At 42.2% G+C, this 20,050-nt stretch carries 11 protein-coding genes and 1 rRNA gene; 11 read left to right on the top strand and 1 reads right to left on the bottom strand.

Annotated elements, in window-relative coordinates; all coding sequences use genetic code 11:
* The first annotated feature begins 32 nt into the window (after window positions 1–32).
* A 5S ribosomal RNA gene (gene rrf, locus ABZD21_RS15820) occupies window positions 33–143 on the top strand.
* Between the two features lie 126 nt (window positions 144–269).
* Here the strand turns inward: rrf and ABZD21_RS15825 are convergent.
* Complete coding sequence (locus ABZD21_RS15825; protein WP_372776058.1) at window positions 270–434, bottom strand: hypothetical protein; 165 nt, start codon at window positions 432–434, stop codon at window positions 270–272.
* Window positions 435–804: 370 nt separating this feature from the next.
* Between ABZD21_RS15825 and ABZD21_RS15830 the strand changes: the two genes are divergently transcribed.
* From ABZD21_RS15830 to ABZD21_RS15875, 10 genes are all read left to right on the top strand, one after another.
* Window positions 805–4,938, top strand: coding sequence for a two-component regulator propeller domain-containing protein (locus ABZD21_RS15830; protein ID WP_372776059.1), 4,134 nt, complete (start codon window positions 805–807; stop codon window positions 4,936–4,938).
* 201 nt (window positions 4,939–5,139) lie between these two features.
* On the top strand, window positions 5,140–8,292 hold the full coding sequence (locus tag ABZD21_RS15835) for a SusC/RagA family TonB-linked outer membrane protein (protein ID WP_372776060.1): 3,153 nt from the start codon (window positions 5,140–5,142) through the stop codon (window positions 8,290–8,292).
* Between the two features lie 41 nt (window positions 8,293–8,333).
* Window positions 8,334–10,004, top strand: a complete 1,671-nt coding sequence (locus ABZD21_RS15840; protein WP_372776061.1) for a RagB/SusD family nutrient uptake outer membrane protein — start codon at window positions 8,334–8,336, stop codon at window positions 10,002–10,004.
* Window positions 10,005–10,046: 42 nt separating this feature from the next.
* Window positions 10,047–11,030: an FISUMP domain-containing protein gene (locus ABZD21_RS15845; protein WP_372776062.1), complete on the top strand. Its 984-nt coding sequence runs from the start codon at window positions 10,047–10,049 to the stop codon at window positions 11,028–11,030.
* 126 nt (window positions 11,031–11,156) lie between these two features.
* A complete protein-coding gene (locus tag ABZD21_RS15850) occupies window positions 11,157–12,962 on the top strand; it encodes an alpha-L-fucosidase (protein ID WP_372776064.1) in 1,806 nt (601 codons plus the stop codon).
* Between the two features lie 17 nt (window positions 12,963–12,979).
* Entirely contained in the window at window positions 12,980–14,161 is a 1,182-nt protein-coding gene (locus ABZD21_RS15855; protein WP_372776065.1) for a putative glycoside hydrolase, read from the top strand.
* Between the two features lie 10 nt (window positions 14,162–14,171).
* A complete protein-coding gene (locus ABZD21_RS15860; protein WP_372776066.1) occupies window positions 14,172–15,323 on the top strand; it encodes a putative glycoside hydrolase in 1,152 nt (383 codons plus the stop codon).
* 57 nt (window positions 15,324–15,380) lie between these two features.
* Complete coding sequence (locus ABZD21_RS15865; protein WP_372776067.1) at window positions 15,381–16,871, top strand: alpha-L-fucosidase; 1,491 nt, start codon at window positions 15,381–15,383, stop codon at window positions 16,869–16,871.
* An 89-nt stretch (window positions 16,872–16,960) separates the two neighbouring features.
* A complete protein-coding gene (locus ABZD21_RS15870; protein ID WP_372776068.1) occupies window positions 16,961–18,355 on the top strand; it encodes a sulfatase-like hydrolase/transferase in 1,395 nt (464 codons plus the stop codon).
* A gap of 287 nt (window positions 18,356–18,642) precedes the next feature.
* Window positions 18,643–20,049: a sulfatase gene (locus tag ABZD21_RS15875; RefSeq protein ID WP_372776069.1), complete on the top strand. Its 1,407-nt coding sequence runs from the start codon at window positions 18,643–18,645 to the stop codon at window positions 20,047–20,049.
* The last annotated feature ends 1 nt before the right edge of the window (window position 20,050 follow it).

Genomic DNA, 20,050 nt, shown 5'->3' on the forward strand with positions numbered 1-20,050 from the left:
TTACCGCAAGGTAAGCTAGACAAGCCAAGAATTAAGGTGATTATAGCGGCGGGGTTCCACCTCTTCCCATTCCGAACAGAGAAGTTAAGCCCGCCAGCGCCGATGGTACTGCATTTATGTGGGAGAGTAGGTCGTCGCCCTTTTTTCAAGCCCGTTGTTCTCCAGAGCATCGGGCTTTTTTTTTGTGCAAAAAACTTCCCGCATCTTTCTAGACGGACACAATCATGTGGACGTGACCAAATTTTGTATTATCGATATAGCCCGTTCAACTAGGTCCAATCTCGGTTTAGCTTGCGGATCTGACCGTCAATCTCAACATCCAACCGTCGTTGTTTTACGCTCAGTGTTACCAGCATGCAGCGAATCGGACAGTCTTCTATTAGGCTTGGCTCCATGAAGCCGCTGGCCCGGTAGCGATTGTGTTTGTATTCCACAGGAATGATGTTTTTCCTTCCATATGGAGCGTTAAGGTTTTATCGTAGACAGATTAATCGCGGGTTCCTTGTGCGATGTCTACAATATCGAAATAATCCAGAATGCCTTACGGCAACATCAATTTCATCCGGGAGGATATAATCTCATTCATCATAGTGCCATAAAGATGCATTCAATTAAATTTAGACCCAACTTTTGTGCGTGATCCTAAATGACTCCTTTTCACGACCCTGTAATTCAATTTTTTCTCGTTTTCAGATTTAACGGAAAACTGTTGCTTCAAATAGTGCCTGTTTATAATCTTTTTTGATGAGATTGAATATCTTTATTCACTTGTTAAGTTTCTGTTGACGTAAATACATTCGAATAATGAAGCATTTCTGCCTGTTTCTTTTACTCTGGATAACTATTGGATCAAGTCTTTCAAACGCGTACGATATTAAAAAAAGCAATCAGCGAATTGAGAAGTTTGTGAATGCTCAGGGATTTTATCAGAATACAGTAAATGCAATGGCATCTGACAGGTATGGCTATCTGTGGGTTGCAACACCAAATGGATTGATCAGATATGATGGCTATTCATTTGAATATCATTATAATGATCCCGAAAATTCAGGGACGATTCCAGATAACTTTGTCAGTAGTTTATTGAATGATTCTGAAGGCACATTATGGATTGGAACAAAGCACGGAATATGTTTGTACTACGCTGATAAAGAACAGTTTTTCTCCATTAGAAATTCAAGCACAAACATATCGCTGATTAAAGAAGACGCTCAAAAAAGAGTCTGGATTGCTTCAGGGACGACACTGCATATTTTGAAATCAGGAAGCAATGTACAGGATACAGTTAAAACCGTTGGCGAAATTGAATTAGATAAAGCATTGGCTGGGAGAAGTATTGTCGATATTGATTTTTTGTCTGATTCGACTTTATTGGTAGCTACTGTTTCGAAGGTTTACAAAGTTGTGCTTAAAAATAAAGATGGTTTTTCAGCTGAAGTATCCGCTTATCACGACGATCTAACCGGACTTAGGATTCAAAAAATAGTAAAAATTGAAAACTCAGTTTGGCTTGCTACAAATAAAGGTCTTTTTCAAATGTTTCAGGAGAGTAGCCGACTAATTACGCTTCGGAAATATTTTAATTCGTCTGTTGACAAGCTGAAAATGGAGTGTAATATTCTGACTTTGTTCGTCGATACACAGAAAAAATTATGGATTGGCACAACTCGAAATGGAATTTTACAATATGATAGTCAAAACGATGAGTTTATTTCTTATCAGTATGATCCAAAAAATGAGATTGGACTAAGCAGCAGCAGAATCAACTGTTTGTATGAAGATGAATTTGGGGTGCTTTGGATTGGTACCGCACAAGGTGGAATAAATAAGCTCGATAAAAATCAAAAATCGTTTTACAATTATGTCCATAACCCTTACGACGACCATACTTTATCAGGGAACCTGATTAATGATATAATGGAGGATAGGAAGGGGAGAATATGGGTTTCTACTTATGAGAATACACTTTGTAGAACCCACGACAAAGTGAATCTTGAGGATGGAAGTAATATTCGTTTCGAACGCCTTGAGGAAAAGCTTGGACAGTTAAAAGATGAGAATGTTTTGAGCCTGTTTCAGGACTCAAAGGGATACTTTTGGATCGGAACCTTCGAGGGAGTGTACTTATACGATGATGTTAATGAAAAATTATTTCCGATTCAAATTGCATGCGGTGAAAATGCAATGGCAATAAGACTGAACCGGGTTATTTCGCAAACCGGACCCCATCACATTCTTATTGGAGGAACGAATGTTTGTTTGCTGAGAGATCCCTGGGAATCAATATTATCGGGAAAGCCCGTTCAGACAGATAGGCAGTTGGTTGAAATGGCTAATAGTTTGGTGCTTGATTTTGTACTCGATGGCTTTGGTCAGTATTGGTTTGCAACACGTAATGGAATTTTTTGGGTTACTCTTGAAAATGAAAAATTAGTTGTTAAGAAGCATTTAACAACCAACACGGATTCAGAAAACCTTCAGCTTAGCCACAATGATATTTTTTGTATTCATGATGATACGAATAAAGATATTTGGGTAGGAACATTTGGTGGTGGATTGATGGATATTCAGTTGAGTCCTTCAGGACAGCCTGAAAAAATCAGATCTTTCCATAAAAAAGATGGTTTGCCCGATGAAGCGATTTATGGAATACTTGAGGACAATGATGGTATCTTCTGGCTCAGTACTGACATGGGAATCTGCAAGTTCGATCCTGTGTCTGAACGATTTGATGTGTTTAATGTGAATGATGGAATTGCCAATTATAACTTTCGGCAATCAGCCTACCTGAAAACAAATTCAGGAATAATGATGATGGGAGGGTTGAATGGCCTCACGGTTTTCAATCCTAAAGAATTAGTAACAAACACGATCCCGCCTCGGGTTTTAATCTCAAAACTTAGAATCAACAATCAACCGGTACTTACCGGGCAAAAAGTGAACGGCCAGGTTGTGCTCGAGAATTCAATTTCGCACCTTAAAAAACTGAAACTGAGCTATGTGAACCGAAATGTTTCATTTGATATTTTAGTTAAGCATACTTCAGCGCCCAAAAAGAACCGCTTGTCATATATGCTTGCAGGTGTAAATAAAGATTGGATTGAGGTGATGGAAGGAAAAACAACGGCCACTTATACCAATCTAAGCTCGGGAACCTACCGGTTTTTATACAAGGGAGCTAATGGAGATGGGATCTGGACTGAAGAAACCGAAGAGTTAATCATTCGGGTATTAGCCCCCTGGTACTTGCGATGGTGGAGTATTTTAGTTTGGTTGTTTCTGATTCTGTTTATCATCTATGAAATATTTGGTTATCTGGTTCGGCTCGAGAAACTCAAGCAAAAATTGAAATTTGAGCAGATAGACAAAGAACGGGTTCATGATATGGATCAGGCCAAATTGCGTTTCTTCACGAATATTTCGCACGAATTTAAAACACCACTTTCGTTAATTATTGGTCCGCTTGAGAAGATTGCCGAGCAAAATAAGCGACCGGAGAATCAACGTTATTTTGCCATCATTCAGAATAATATTACACGTTTACAACGACTAATAGAGCAACTAATCTCCTACAGAAAGGCTGAAACAGGTTATCTGGAACTAAATTACAGTAAAATAACGCTGGGCAATTTTATATATCCTTTGCTGGAGGCCTTTGAGGAAAATGCGAAGCGGACAAACGTCAACTTTTTTTACAAGGTGTATAACGCCGACAGAGTTGTTGTTCTCGATATTGACAAAACCGAACGTATTCTTTTGAACTTGTTTTCGAATGCTGTGAAGTTCACAGGCTTGGACGGAAATGTTAGCATTGAAGCCGGATTTGAAACTGTTGAAGGTTCCGAGATGCTGTATATCAATGTTTCAGACAATGGCATAGGCATTCAACCTGAAAAAATTGCGCGGATATTCGACCGGTTTTACCGGGCAGTGGATGAACAGGAAAATTGGGATGGAACAGGCATCGGGCTTGCATTATGCAAATCACTTGTCGATTTAATGAAAGGAACTATAACTGTTGAAAGTGTCCAGAATGAAAGAACAAGTTTTATTGTTTGTCTGCCATTTACGCAGCCCGATGTGGTGTTAACCAAAGAGGTGAGCAACCGCCGTTCGTTTGTAACCGATTTGCTTCCGGCAGAGCTTGAAGAAGTGATGGAACTGGAAGCAGAGCCTGACCGGCCAGTATTATTAATCATTGATGACGAGGTAGATGTCAGGATGTTTTTGCGTGAGGCTTTCCAAAACAAATACAATGTAGTATTGGCAGAGAACGGTAAAGATGGATTGAAAAAATTAGAGAAGAACCATGTGCAGCTTGTTATTTGCGATGTGATGATGCCCAAAATGGATGGTTTTCAGGTATGTGAGAACATTAAATCAAATCCGAATACCTGTTATATCCCGGTGATATTGCTAACGGCTCTTGACGAGACTGCGAAGAAAATGGAAGGCCTTGAATCGGGAGCAGATGATTACATTACAAAACCGTTTTCAATCCGACATCTGGAACTACGGGTTAAAAAACTAATCGAAAGTAAACAACGGGTGATCGATTACTTTTCCAGCAGTAGTGTAATTCCCAAAGATCTCTCGATGCCGGAGAAGGATCGGCAGTTTCTCGAAAAAATCAGCCGGTCAATCGAAAAAAATATGTCGGATTCAAGTTTTGGGGTTGAAGAACTGGCTAAAGAAGTAGGGATGAGCACCTCTCACTTTTTTCGGCGCTTGAAACAACTGACAGGACAGGTGCCCAATGTGTACCTTCGAAATTTCCGATTGCAAAAAGCTGCAGAAATTCTCCGGGCCAATAACGAGCTGAATGCAATTGAGGTAATGTTTGAAATAGGAATCGAATCTCCTTCCTATTTTTCTACTTCATTTAAAAAATTGCATGGTGTATCTCCTTCCGAATTTATAAAGAAACTGAAAGATTGATCACAGCAATTCAGTTTTGTAAGTATTTGTTATTCAGTGTTTAAATCATTCTGAAATCGTGTGATCGATTTCAGAATGATTTAAATTGAATAGAGAATGCTCTTTCCGCTACAATATTTGATATTTGACTTTGGAAGATTGAATAAGGCGCAGATGGCCTGCATCAAATTTCAAACTCTTACAAACTAATTAACCGCACTTATGAAAAAAATCTTAACTATTTTAATGATGGTTATGACCGTTTCTGTTTATGCACAAAGGCAAAACATAAGCGGCAAGGTAACCGACTCTACGGGCGAAGCCCTGCCGGGAGTGACTGTAGTATTAAAAGGTACGACCCAAGGTACACTTACCGATGCGAACGGTAATTACAGTTTTCAGGTTCCGGCTACTGCAAAAACACTGGTGTTTTCCTTTATTGGTATGCAAACACAAGAAGTTCCCATCGCTGGGAAAGTTGTTGTAAATTGTGTTTTAAGTATCGACAATGTAGAACTTGATGAAGTTGTTGCAGTTGGATACGGAACCATGAAGAAAAGCGATATCACCGGTTCTGTTGCTTCAATCAAAACAGATGAATTATCCCGGTCCGGGACGATTTCACTCGATCAGGCATTGGCGGGGAAAGCGGCAGGGGTAACGGTAACTCAAAGTTCGGGTGTTCCTGGTGCCGGTTCGTTTATCAAAATCCGTGGGATCAGTTCCATGCAGGGAAGCGACCCTTTATATGTGATCGATGGTGTTCCTATGGATAATACATCTTTGTCTTCTATCGGTGGTGGCGAGTCCGGAGGTCAATTGAGCCCACTATCATCAATCAACCCCAACGATATTGAAGCGATGGAAATTTTGAAGGATGCCTCTGCAACGGCAATTTATGGATCGCGTGGTGCAAATGGCGTTGTCTTAATTACGACAAAGTCCGGAAAATCGGGTACAGGTAAAATTGAAGTTAACGCGGAATATGGGATTGCTGCAGTTCCCGAATTCATTGAATTGCAGGATGCAAATCAATATGTTCTGACTCGGTATGAAGGCCTATATAATGCAGGCTCGCTAGGGTCGGGATATACGGAAGCAAAACTGGATTCAGCCAGGGCCGGCTTGTTGTCGGGAACTAACTGGCAGGAGGCGATTTACCAGCAAGGGAAAACGCAAAATTATAATCTGAGCTTGAGTGGTGGAAACCAAGATGTAAAATACATGGTCACCTCCAATTTTTTTGATGCCAGTGGGGTTATCCCAAAATCTGACTTTAACAGAGTTTCAACCCGGGTAAACCTGGACGCGAAAATTAATAAGTATTTCGACTTTGGTACCCGCTTGTATTATGCAGCGATTAATTCAACGCAAGCGATTACAACAACCGGGTACAACACCAACCAGGGACTGAACAGTGTAATTAACCGGATGCTCTTGGCATCGCCACTCACCGGATTAAACGCGGACGATACAGACGCTGGATTTTCGAGTTATAGCCCCTTCACAGCCTTGTATGGAAACGACTTTGATAATTTTATATCACAGTTTTTAGGGAATATGTTTATTAACCTAAAATTGGCCAAAGGATTGACTTTTAAAACTGATTTTTCCTACCAGATCCGTAATTCGAGCCAACGGTTTTATCAGTATAACGTGTTCACCGGAGCACTTTCAAAACATGGTTGGGCAAAAACAAACGACACCCGGATCCGATTATTTAGCAATACAAATACGCTGAATTACAATGTTAAATTTAAAGATCATAGAATAACTGCCGTATTGGGGCAGTCAATTGAAAAGTCAGACAATACAGCAATAAGTACATCAAACTACAATTTTGCCAATGACCTTCTTACGTATTACAACCTGGGAACTGCTTTGGTTTGGGATCCTGATGACCTAACTTTCTCAGACAATACTCTGGCTTCATTTTTTGTCCGGGCAAATTATTCGTACAAAAATAAATTGCTTCTTACCCTTACCGCCCGTGCCGATGGCTCATCAAAATTCGCGGCGAACAACAAATGGGGGTATTTCCCTGCTGCGGCTATTGGATACCGACTTACCGAGGAACCTTTCATGAAGAATATAAAGCAAATTTCAAATGTTAAACTCAGATTTAGTTACGGTCAGTCAGGTAGTCAGGCAGTAAAGCCATATCAATCGCTGGACCAATTATCAAGCGCACAGACAACCATGGGCGATGGTGGTGGTGGTGAAGTACTTTCTACCACTTTCGCTCCAAGCCAATTGCCTAACGCGGATTTGCGATGGGAAACATCGATACAAACAAATGGTGGATTAGACCTTGGATTTATTGATAACCGATATACCCTGACCATCGATTATTACCACAAGCTCACAAATGATTTGCTTGCTGTTGGTAACCGGATTCCTTCTCAATCGGGGTTTAGAACCTATACCGAGAATTACGGACAAATGGAGTCGACCGGATTGGAACTGGGGCTTTCTGCTCAAATCATTTCAAAACCCAAAATGAGCTGGATCATTAGTGGAACTGTTTCAACCGGTAAAACAAAGATTAAGGATATGGCGTCCGATTATGTCTTTGCCGGATATGATGGTGGTATTGTTCCCGGAGGATCACAACGACTGATTATTGGCGAAGAAGTAGGCGCTTTTTATGGCTACGAACTGGCTGGTATCTCGCAGTTTAGTGATTTTGCCGAATTTGAAGGTTTGTCACCGCAGGAGCAGGCCGACCTCTATAAAAGTAATAATCCGCTGACGATATATACACCTTTGTCAGATGAAAATGGATTAGGGACAGTTGCTGTTCGCCCGGGAGAACAACTATTTGTTGACAGTGACGAGGATGGTACAATCACTGATTCAGACCGGAAAATAATCGGGTACGCGCAACCCGACCTGGTTTTTGGTTTGAGTAATACCTTCTCGTACGGAAATTTTGAACTTAACTTTAATATCGACGGACAATTGGGGCAGGATGTATGTAATGTAACCAATTACAATCTGATGAATTTTGGATCAGGCCAACAACTGGCAGTTGTTCGTCAGGCCTGGACTGCTGACAATCCCAGCACCGAATACCCCCGTTTACAAAATGGTACCACTTTCAGGTTTAGCAGCCGCTATATTGAGGATGCCTCATTTGTGCGCCTTCAGAACGTAACGTTAAGCTATAATTTGCCAAACAGCTTTCTTCGAAAAGTAAAAATTAAAGGAGCTAAGCTTTTTGTCTCCGGATCGAACCTGCTGACAATAACTGACTATACCGGATATAACCCAGATGTTTCATTAACAGGTAACAATACAAAGAGTATGGGGCACGATAACGCTGGTTACCCAGTTTCACGAACTTTTCGTGTAGGCGTAAACTTTAGTCTTTGATAATAGACCGGTCCTAGTGAAAATAAAAAATATACGATATCATGAAAAAAATAAATCTAATTCCAATATTGCTGCTACTACTGTCTGCATATTCATGTGAGGAATTTCTTACCGAAGAACCCCAAACTTTTGTCTCGACTACAAACTTTTATAACGACGAGAGCGACGCCCGCACCGCAACCGACGCGATATACCAGTCGTTATCATCAAACATTTATGCACGTTGGTGGCCGATTATTGATGTTGGCACAGATGATGCTTCAAGCAAATTGAATGGGAACACCTTTTCTAATTGGCATGATCACACCATAGCTGGTAGCGAGGCGTGGTTCGAATCATGGGCGCAGTATAGTGGTTTCTGGGAAGGGATCGGACGTGCCAATTCGGTAATCGCGAACCTGCCGGGAATTGATATGGACGATGTCGCAAAAAACGAGATGATAGGAGAAGCACGGGCTATGAGGGCGCTCAATTATTTCCATTTGGTACGTACTTATGGCGATGTTCCAATGATTGTTGATGAAGTGAAAGTAAAAGATGATTTTTTACTTCCCCGTTCGAGTGTGAATGATATTTATGAACAAGTAATTATACCCGACCTTCAGTTTGCCGCCGAAAATTGCAAGGATGCTTTGCATGATGGGCGCGTGACCAAATGGACTGCCAAAGTTATTCTGGCTGATGTGTATCAAACTTATGCCGGATGGAGAAGAACCTCGCAAGGGGAATTTGTGCAGGGCGATTCAAAATACTGGGAATTGGCAAGAGATATGGCAAAGGATGTGATTGACAATTCCCCCAATTCGTTAATCACTGAACCTGCGGTAAACGGTCAGAATATCATTCCAGCCAGTGGAGTGGCTTGGAGCGTTTACCATCCGTTTACCAGCGAATCGATGATGGAACTTGGTTATACCGGTTCAGAAGGGCTTGGATCATGGTTATCACGCGAATGCGCAGGTAGTACCACTGGTACAAGTTTTTGGGGTGCCAATACTAATGCGAAGCCATTTTCAGCCGACGGAATTACGTTGACAATCAATCAAATGAAGTTCCCTAAAATTATAGGTGTAGGGCTATATATTCCATCTCCTGATTTGTGGCGGGAATACGAAGCCGGTGACGAACGTCGTGAAGCGAGCATACTAACCAGATACATCAACGCTGCCGGAACCACTTACCTGACACAACCGGGTTTTCGGAAATATGTAGATTTCGATTACTACGAAGGTCTTGATGGTACTTCGTTCCAATATACTAACAATAACTTTTTGCTATACCGTTATGCCGATGCCTTGCTTATATATGCCGAGGCAGCCAACGAAGTAGCTCCTGCAGTAGCTGGTGATGATGCTTATCAGGCTGTTAATGACATCAGAAACAGAGCTGGCTTGGAAGATTTGACAACCGGCTTGTCGCAGGACGAGTTCAGAGAGGCAGTGTGGCACGAAAGACGTTGCGAATTTGCCGGCGAATGTAAGCGACGGTTCGATTTGATCCGCACCAACAGACTTAAAACCGAAACTGACCAAATAGATATACAATGGTTGCCTACCGATAATCCTCCATATTCGACTACCTACACCAATTGTCAGGCTTCTTACGGAAAGGTTCTTTGGCCCGATCGCGAATGGCTGATGCCGATCCCTTATTCTGAAATGGAGCTCAACAGACCTTATGGTTGGGTTCAAAATGACGGTTATGCCGACTAGGCAACAAGTAATTTAATTGATAAAAATAAACACTGATTGAATATGAAAAAAATATATAAATATCTGCCAATCATGCTTTTATTAGCCAGTTGTATTGCTGGGTGCGACGAGGATGAAGGAATGTCGGCGAATGAAAATCCACCAACAGCTGAATTTTCGGCTAATAAAATTAAAATTTTCCAGGGCGAGAGTATTTCGTTTACCGACTTGTCAACCGACAATCCGGCCGATTTTTATTGGAATTTTGGAACAAGTGATACCGACACAAGTACAACCCAAAACCCAACAAAAAGATATACGATGGTCGGAAATTATTCAGTTTCGTTAAAAGTCGTCAATAGTTTTGGTTCGGACAGTCTGATAAAAACCAATTACATTCAGGTTGACACCCTCCTTTTAGGGGAAGCCGGCACTGTAACGGATATCGATGGAAATAGCTATAAAACAATTACAATTGGAAATCAGGTGTGGATGGCTGAGAACCTGAAAGTGACCCATTTCCCTGATGGTACCGAGATTCCATTGATTGAAAACGATAGTATTTGGGGAGCTTTGGCCGATAACGACGACTCACCTGCATTCAGTTACTACAACAATCTTAGTACTGGTTCTTACGGAGCACTTTATACCTATGCTGCAGCCATTAAGGCCGCTCCTGAAGGCTGGCATTTGCCTACTGATGAGGAGTGGAAACAACTGGAAATGTATATTGGCATGAGCCAGGAAGACGCCGATAGTGAAGGCTGGCGTGGAATTGATGAAGGCCTGAAACTGAAATCCAGTGCTGGTTGGTCGAATATGAATGGAACAGTTAATTTTGGATTTTCTGCCTTACCCGGAGGCTATCGTTACAGTACCAATGGTGCATTTTATCCTGCTACTTACCACGGATACTGGTGGACTAGTACCGAAAGCGACGGAAGCAACGCATACTTTCGCGCATTATCTTACAATACAAGCAAAATTAACAGAGACAACCTTAGAGGTAAATCATTTGGATTCTCGGTTCGCTGTGTAAAAGACTAATTCAAAGAAAAGCATTCCGGGTACACCGGGATGCTTTTCTTTTCCAAAGAACATTTTGATTCTCTGGAAGGACTTTGTATTGAAAAAAAATAGATGCGATAAATTAATGATGAAGAGGTAAGAAGCATGAAAAAACTGAAACTCAAAACGATATTCCTGATTGTTCTGGCAATATCCTGCTCTTTGGTTGCAAGGTCACAGGAAGGAAACAAGAAAGAGAAATCGATGGATGAAATGTGGGGCGAAACTACCGTGTCGGTAGATGCATTGAAAGCCGGGCGTGGCAAATTATTTGACGAGGGTAACTTCGGAATGTTCATTCATTGGGGGCTTTTTTCCCACTTGGGTGGTAAATGGAACGATAAAACTTACTATGGGATCGGCGAGTGGATCATGAATTCAAGAGTAGCCGGCATTCCCGTGGATGAATATAAAGCGATAGCAAAAGATTTTAATCCGAGCGAGTTTGATGCCAAAGCAATCGCCCGATTGGCTAAAGATGCCGGAATGAAATACATCATCATTACCAGCAAGCACCACGAAGGTTTTGCGATGTTCGATTCGAAAGCTGACCCGTTCAATATTGTAGCGGCCACCCCGTTTGCCCGCGATCCTATGAAAGAGCTTTCGGCTGCCTGCCATGAATTAGGGCTCGGGTTTGGCTTTTATTATTCGCACAATCAAGACTGGACAGCTCCCGGAGGACACGGTGGCCCCAAAAATTATGCTGATGGTAAACCGGCCACCTTCGAAGATTATTTCTACAAAAAATGCAAACCGCAGGTTAAGGAAATCTGTACGAACTACGGACCAATTGATTTTGTGTGGTTCGATACCCCCGGCGACATGAAAAAAGAACTGGTCGTTGAACTGGCCAAAATGGTTCGCGAACTTCAGCCTAATAGCATGTTATGCAGTCGGGTGGGGCATGGAATGGGCGACTATGCCAGCAAAGGCGACATGGAAGTGCCGCCAGCCAACATCGAAGGACTATGGGAAACTTGCGACACCAACAACGACTCGTGGTCGTATGCCTGGTACGACAACAATTTTAAGAGCCCGAAAGAAATTTTGAACCGATTGATTTCTACGGTCGGTCGTGGTGGTACTTATTTGTTTAATGTTGGTCCAAATGGGTTGGGGGTTATTCCTGAAATTGGAGCTGAATTCTTACGCGAAACGGGTAATTGGCTTCAGAAATATCCACAGGTTGTATATTCTGCCGGGAGTTCACCATTTGGTCATGCCCTTCCTTGGGGCGATGTAACTACCAAAGGAAACTCCATGTTTCTTTCAGTTTTCCATTGGCCACAGGATGGCAAGCTTTATCTGCCCGGATTTTCAGAAAAAATTGTTTCAGCAGAAATTATCGGAGGCGAAACTCCGGTTGAAATTACGTCGGAACAGGTGAATGGCTGGACTGTCTTCAACGTTCCGTGTCAGCCTGCCGATCCATTGATTTCAGTCATTGAAGTAAAGTTGGAAGGTGATGCCCAATCACTAAATGTAAGCACAAATCAAGGCATCTATCCAAACATCGACGCTCCACTTTTAGCTGCATTTGCCACCGTAAAGAATGCCGAACAAAAGGAGAAAAAGTGGATGGAGAAATTCGGGGAATGGAAACACGTAAAGCAAATCAGCAACTGGGAAAAAGGGGGGCAGGTTGAATGGATTGTAGAAGTCTTTGAACCTGGTTATTATTACCTCGATTTGAAATATAGCGGCGAAGGCCGACTGGTATGGAAAACAGTTACCGACGAAGGTATCATGGTTCAAAACCAGCAGGCTGCAACCGAAAAATATGTGAGTTATCCCATGGGAATCCTTGAGTTCAAAAAAGGAGGTAAGCACACCATTACCGTTTCATTGGTCGATGGTGATGCGAAAACGTCAAGCCTCGAATCAATCAGAATCAGCCCCATAAACTAAACCAATACTCCTTAACGATGAAAAATTTTAGGCTCGTCGGACTGTTTTTCCTGGTTGGATTTATTGCCTTTGCTAAACCGGCTATTGCTCAGGAGCGAAGCATCAATTATCCTGATTTTTCATGGGAGAAAGTCCCGCAATATATTCATATCCGTAAAGCAGCTGCATTTACAGACGAAGAAATCAAATTTTTATCCGGTTTTCCGTTGATTACGTTGGAAAAAACAACCGGTTCTGCCACCTACGGATCAACTGATCAGGGATCAATAATGGCCGCGAAGGCGATCAAAACGATCAATCCAAATGCTAAGATTCTTTATTATCGGAATGTGATTTGTCACTACGGAGGCAATACTTTTGATAAAGAGCTGATGAAAATTCAGGCTCCATTCCTCGTCGATCAAAAAAATGGAAAAGGAAAATTAATCCGGGGAACGGTAGAGGCTTACGATCTTTCAAACAAAGCCTTTCGCGACTGGTGGGTAAAAAGTGCGGCAAAAATTTGTAATTCGAAATACATCGATGGGCTTTTTCTGGATGGAAACATCAAAGTACTGGAACCCGGATTTCTGCTGAAAGAGATTGGGGCCGACAAGAAAGAGCAAGTTAAGGAAGGGTATCTGTCGATGATGGCGTCCATGCGAGAGGCGCTAAATTCGGAGAAGCTTATGCTTGCCAATATTATTCGAGCCCGGCTGCCCGAATCAGGACTAGAGTACATCAATTATTTTGATGGTTCGTATCTGGAAGGATTTACAGCACCGGTTAACCTCAGTTATCCAGAGTATTTGGCAAAAGGAATTGACGCTGTTCAGCGGGCTGCGCAAAGTGGTAAAATCATTACTATGAATTTCGGACTCGGAGAATCGGCCAATACGACCGATAAAATTGATGACACCCGTTCAAAACTGAAAGATACTGAAGGCGTGCAGGATTTATTGAATTATTACATGTCGATATTTCTGGTTTGCGCTGAAAAATACAGCTACCTCAATATTCACGACGGCTACAGTGTGAATACAAAAAATGGAGTCTGTGACAGTAAAGTCTGGCTTCAACAATTTCCGGAATTTGATAAGCCCCTTGGCGAGCCCAAAGGATCAGCAACTAAAGTTGGATACAGCTATACGCGCGAATTTGAACACGCATCGGTTTGGGTGGATATTGAAGCGAGAAAAGGCAAAGTAACCTGGAAATAATAGGCTTAGTATGAAAAATATTGAAAAAATAGCATCGTTAGTGTTGGCTCTGTTAGTTGCTTTTAGCAATCCTGTGGATGCACAGAAAAAAACAGACTATTATCCGACTTTTAGTTGGGACAAAGTGCCTGTTGCCTTTCACTTCGGGAAACGTACAGGCTTGATGACCAAGGAAGAAGCAAAATTTGTCGCTGAACATTCAGGTTTTGTTTGTCTTGAAAAAGGGCATGGTTCGGGTCAAATTAAATTTACCGAAGAAGGTATCGAGAAAGAAGCCCAACAGTTGAAAAAGATCAATCCCAATGTAAAAGTAATTTTCTATTGGAACACGTTTCTGGATTACCCCATGTACAAAGCGCATGACGAATATGAAAAACATCCGGAATGGTGGCTGAAATCAAAAGAGGGTGAATTGGATTTGAAGAATGAAACCATTAGAAGATATGATCTCTCAAACCTTGAAGTCAGAAATTGGTGGACAGATGTGGCAAAAAAAGCGGTTGTTGACGGAAGCTCCGACGGTGTTTTCATGGATGCTTTTCCACAGGTTGTGGCGTCTGGTAATAAAAAGCTTTGGGGCGACGAAAAATACAATGCGATTCAGCAAGGATTGAAGGAAATCATCAAAGAAACCCGTGAGAAAATTGGCAGCGATAAGTTGATTGTATACAACGGCATTCGCTCAACCCCTCAAAGTAAAATTGGCTACGATTTCCCGGAACATACTGATGCTGTTATGATTGAGCATTTCGGAAATTTTAACAGCGGCTCGAAAGAATGTATGTTGGCCGATATTCAGGCCATGATTGATGCAGGCAAACAAGGAAAAATCGTGGTCATGAAAACCTGGCCGGGTTTTACATTTATTGATAAAGAAGCCATGAAAATGCCATTGGCCGAAAAGCGGGAAATTGCCCGAAAAAACATCACGTTCCCGTTGGCCTGCTTTTTAGTTGGGGCACAAAAATATTCGTACATCATATACAACTGGGGATACAAAATCGAAGATGGTTGTCTGGATTGGTACCCCGAATTTGACAAGCCATTGGGCAAACCTCTCACTGAAGCAAAACTAAATGGTTGGGAACTCAGCCGCGAATTTGAACACCTTTCGGTTTGGGTAAATCTTGAAACCAAAGAGGCAAAATTGAACTGGAAGTAATGATTTTCATTTGAAAACATAAAACAATGAACTTTTAATGTGATGCTGTGAATTGCGATGATAAAAATTACAATTACAAACCGTTTTTTACTTTCTGTTTTACTCCTGACAATCTCAACAATTTTGTATGCGCAGGAAATAAAAAATACAGGAGGGAATTTGGCCGAAGACCCTTTTGTTGTCGACCAGGCAAACCATCAACAAAGTACTGATAAGCCCTGGGTAGGTCGTTCAACGGAAGAACTTCGGATTTGGGCGAAAAAAAACCTGCATACGAAACTAACAGCTAAAAAAGTTATCGATGCCAAAGCACATCCTGAATGGGCCTGGTTTCGAATGTCTGGTTTGGGCTTATTTATTCACTGGGGTTTGCCAAGTGCTAATCCAAGAACCGGTGATGCATGGGCAATTCAGTGGTCAGAACAAAAAGAAAAAGCGGGGAGATACATGGAACCTGCTTCCGAAATGTTTAAGGTTGCCGAAACATGGAATCCCGACAAATACGATCCGGACAAATGGCTGGAGGCTGCCAAGAGAGCCGGTTTTGGTTATTCTGTATTAACAGCCCGGCATCATGATGGCTATGCTTTGTGGCCAAGCAAAAACGGAACATGGGATACCGAGGAATATATGGGGAGTCGGGATTTAGTGAAGGATTTCGTTGTCGCTTCACGTAAAAACGATATGAAAATTGGTCTGTATTATTCGGGTCCGAACTGGCATTTTGCCTATCAAAATAAAGAATTTGAGTTTCCAAAAACTGATAAATATACCATCAATTACAAACACGAAAAAGTTGAATGTATTCCACCACTTACCGATGAAATGAAACGTGCGGAAGAGGAGGAATCAAAAGGTCAGGTGCGAGAGCTTTTAAGCAATTATGGACCAATTGATGTAATATGGTGGGATGGAAGTGTTGCCATGGAGGAAGAAGAACTTCGGCCAATGCAACCCAATATTTTTGTAGCACGCGGTAATATTGCCACGCCTGAAGGAGAGCACCAGGGAACAAGCGAAAACCTTAAGCTTGTCAACGAAGCTGGCTGGTGGTGGGAGGCCTGCCGTAAATCAGAGAACAGCTTTACTCCGAATTGGCATTATGGCACAGAATGCGAAAGCAACCATTGGAGTACAAACACTTTGCTTACAGAGCTAATCAGATGCCGTTCTTTAGGCGGAAATTTATTGGTAAATATTCCACCTCGTGGAAATGGCGAAATGATGGACTGGTTTTATACCGTTTGTGATGAAATGGCTGCCTGGATGAAACACTCACGCGAAGCGGTTTACGATGTTGACTTAGATGCACCTCTTCCGATGTTGGATAAAACGACCAACTATACTACAAAGCGAGGAAATATTTATTATTCACTGCCTAATGAGAAGAATGTGATTTTCATTTCTGATGTCACTTTTCCAAAATCTGTAAGCTTGCTGCGAACTGGTGAAAAAATCAAATTCGAACATCGGAATAAACATCTTCGAATAGTTGTGCCTGATTCAATGGGCACTGAATTGCCCGATTTGGTAAAAATTGAATTTTAGACTGAGCAATCATGTATATACTCATTTTCGTTCATAAGAATTCTTTAGCCATTAAATATTCAAAAAGGTAATACCAAGCAAATTAAAAAATGGATAGAAAATATTATAGCTTTTACGTATTGGTTTTTTTACTATCCCCAGCATTTATTGGTTTTTCCCAAAAAAAACCAATAAAACTAGCAAAACCCAATATCGTGTTTATTTATGCTGACGACTGGGGGTGGGGTGATTTATCCTGCCACGGTAATCGCTGGATCAAGACACCTAATTTGGATCGTTTGGCCGATGAGGGAATAGATTTTCAGCAATTCAATGTACTAAACCCTGTTTGCTCTCCAAGTAGAGTCGCTGCATTAACCGGACGGTATCCTTCGCGTTATGGTGTAAACAATGTTTTTGGGGCTGCAAAGCCCGGGCCCGAGCAGCCCGATTGGCTCGATGTGAAGGCTCCTTCTATTGCCCGCTTTCTTCAGGCTGGCGGATATCGAACCGCTCATTTTGGTAAATGGCACATGGGCGATAGGGAAGACAGTCCAAAAATCTCCGAATATGGTTTTGACGAATCGGCTGTTTATCACGGTAATGGCGAAAAAATCCGATCACATGAAATTGCTGATCGGGCGGTGGAATTTATTCAGGAAAACAAGGATAAGCCGTTCTATTTGAATGTTTGGATTCATGAGAGTCACACGAATCACGATCCTTCGCCTGAATCACTGGAACTCTGGAAGAACCAACCCGATGAGCAAAAGCGAATTTATGCCGCGGTTATCAGCGATGGTGACAACAATGTGGGCAAAGTTCTAAAGGCACTTGATGATGCCGGAATCTCAAAGAATACCATCGTGGTTTTTGCAAGTGACAATGGGCCTGAAAGTACCGGAAACACGGATAAAAAGGGAGTCCCTGGTAAATACGGAACTTATTATAGTGTTGGAGAAACCGCCGGACTGCGTGGCCGAAAACGTAGTCTTTACGAAGGGGGTATTCGTGTCCCTTTTATCGTGCGTTGGCCCGGACATGCACAAGCAGGGATGAAGAACGATACTACTGTCTTCACAGCAGTTGATCTGTTGCCAACCTTTTGTGCCGCGGCCGGAATCTCAGTACCTGCAAGTGCAAAGTGCGATGGCGAGAATTTGATCCGGGCATTTAATAGCGAGCCAATTGCCCGAACACGAACAATCTATTGGCTTCATTCAGGAAAAGATTCGGAGCCGGATTGGTGGCCTCGGCTGGCTGTTCGCGAAGGGGACTGGAAAATGGTAACAACCTTCGACGGGAAACGTGTTGAGCTATACAACATGAAACGTGCCCGTACAGAAAAGGCGGACAACGATTTGTCGGAGAAGTATCCCGAAATCGTTGGCAGACTCACCAAACTCGCGTTCGAATGGTATGCCACACTTCCAACACAGCCCGACCAAAGCTGTTTAAGTCGTGTTCCAAAAGTTAAAACCAGAAAATCGACAAGTGACGACTAGTTTGGAGTCATCCAGATAGAATGAAAAAGAGTAATAAATCCAACAACTCTGAAATCAGCAGACAGCAGCCTAATTGGGTGTGTTGCAAAGGGCGGTTGGTATGATGCATGGCTGCTTTGTCTGAACTGACAAAACAGTTGCGCTGGCAGCTAACGGAAGCAAAGGGATGGGCACAACGAGATTGCTCTTGAACGATGGGGTGAAAAAGTTTAATCATGTACCAATCGAAAACGGATTGATAAAGCGAAGACGACGAGACGGAAACGTAAATTCAATAACAAATAAATATGATGAATAAAAAAATGATAGTTCCTGTTACGCTTTGTTTGGGCTTGGTGGTATCTGCCAGCAGCACAACAAGAGGAGCAAAAAGTTCTGATAACAGAAAGCCAAACATTGTTTTTATCTACTCCGATGATTGGGGTTATGAAGATTTGAGCTGCCATGGTAGTACATTTTGTAAGACACCCAATCTGGATAAAATGGCAGATGAAGGGATCGATTTTCAAAATTTCTCGGTCTGTAATCCGGTTTGCTCTCCAAGTAGAACAGCGATCATGACCGGACATTTTCCCGCGCGTCATTCGGTTCACGGACATTTTGCGACAGTGCAATCGCACATAAAACGGGGGATGCCCGATTGGCTCGATCCGACTGAAGTGATGTTGCCTCGTTTGTTGAAAGAAGCAGGTTATACTACCGCTCACTATGGAAAATGGCATCTGTCAAACACGGATGTGACCGATTCTCCTTCGCCCCTGGAATATGGCTATGACGATTTTGATGCGTTTAACGTGTCAGGCAGATTTCCGCAAATGAGCGTTGACTCGACCATGACAAGAACAATCAATTTCATCGAAAAAAATAAAGAAAAGCCATTTTTTGTGAATGTTTGGATTCATGCAACGCACACACCTCATTATCCCAAAGAGAAGTTTCTGTCCCAATTTCCGGAGTTAGACGAACAGCAAAAAGTTTATGCGGCAGTTGTTGCTGAAGCAGATTATAACATCGGGTTGTTATTTGCGAAGTTAAAAGAGTTGGGATTGGATGAGAAGACTCTGGTGATTTTCTCTTCTGATAACGGCCCTGAAATAACTGGACCCGCAACGAAAACGAACTTAAACGACGGCTCTACAGGCCCTGGCTTGGGATCCTATTATTCGGTTGGAGAAACCAATGGTTTAAAAGGGCGTAAACGTTCGCTTTTTGCCGGAGGAGTGCGTGTGCCTTTTATCGTTCGCTGGTCGGGTGTTGTCCCTTCAGGAAAAGTGAATAAAACGACACCAATCGCAGCTGTTGATATGCTGCCAACTTTTATCGAATTGGCTGGAGGAACTTTACCCAACGATTACAAACCTGATGGAGAGAGTATCGTTCCGGCAATTAAGGGTGAACCGTTTAGCCGAAACTCGATACTTTATTGGCAGTGGCTTTTTGCAAATAGTAAAACTGATTTCTGGCCAAGTCTCGGAATTCAGGATGGTGAATGGAAGCTGTTGGTTAATAAAGAGTTCGGCCGACTAGAACTTTATAATATAAATACCGATTGGGCGGAGCAGGAAAACATCGCGGCACAAAATCCTGCTAAGGTGAAAGAGTTGGAGGCCAAATTAGCGGCCTGGGTTTCAACCCTACCCGTGAATCCTCCTTCAAATTGCTTCTCATCGGAACGACAAAATTTAAACAACTAAT

Source organism: Mangrovibacterium sp. (assembly GCF_041596335.1).
In the GTDB taxonomy this organism is placed as follows: Bacteria; Bacteroidota; Bacteroidia; order Bacteroidales; family Prolixibacteraceae; genus Mangrovibacterium.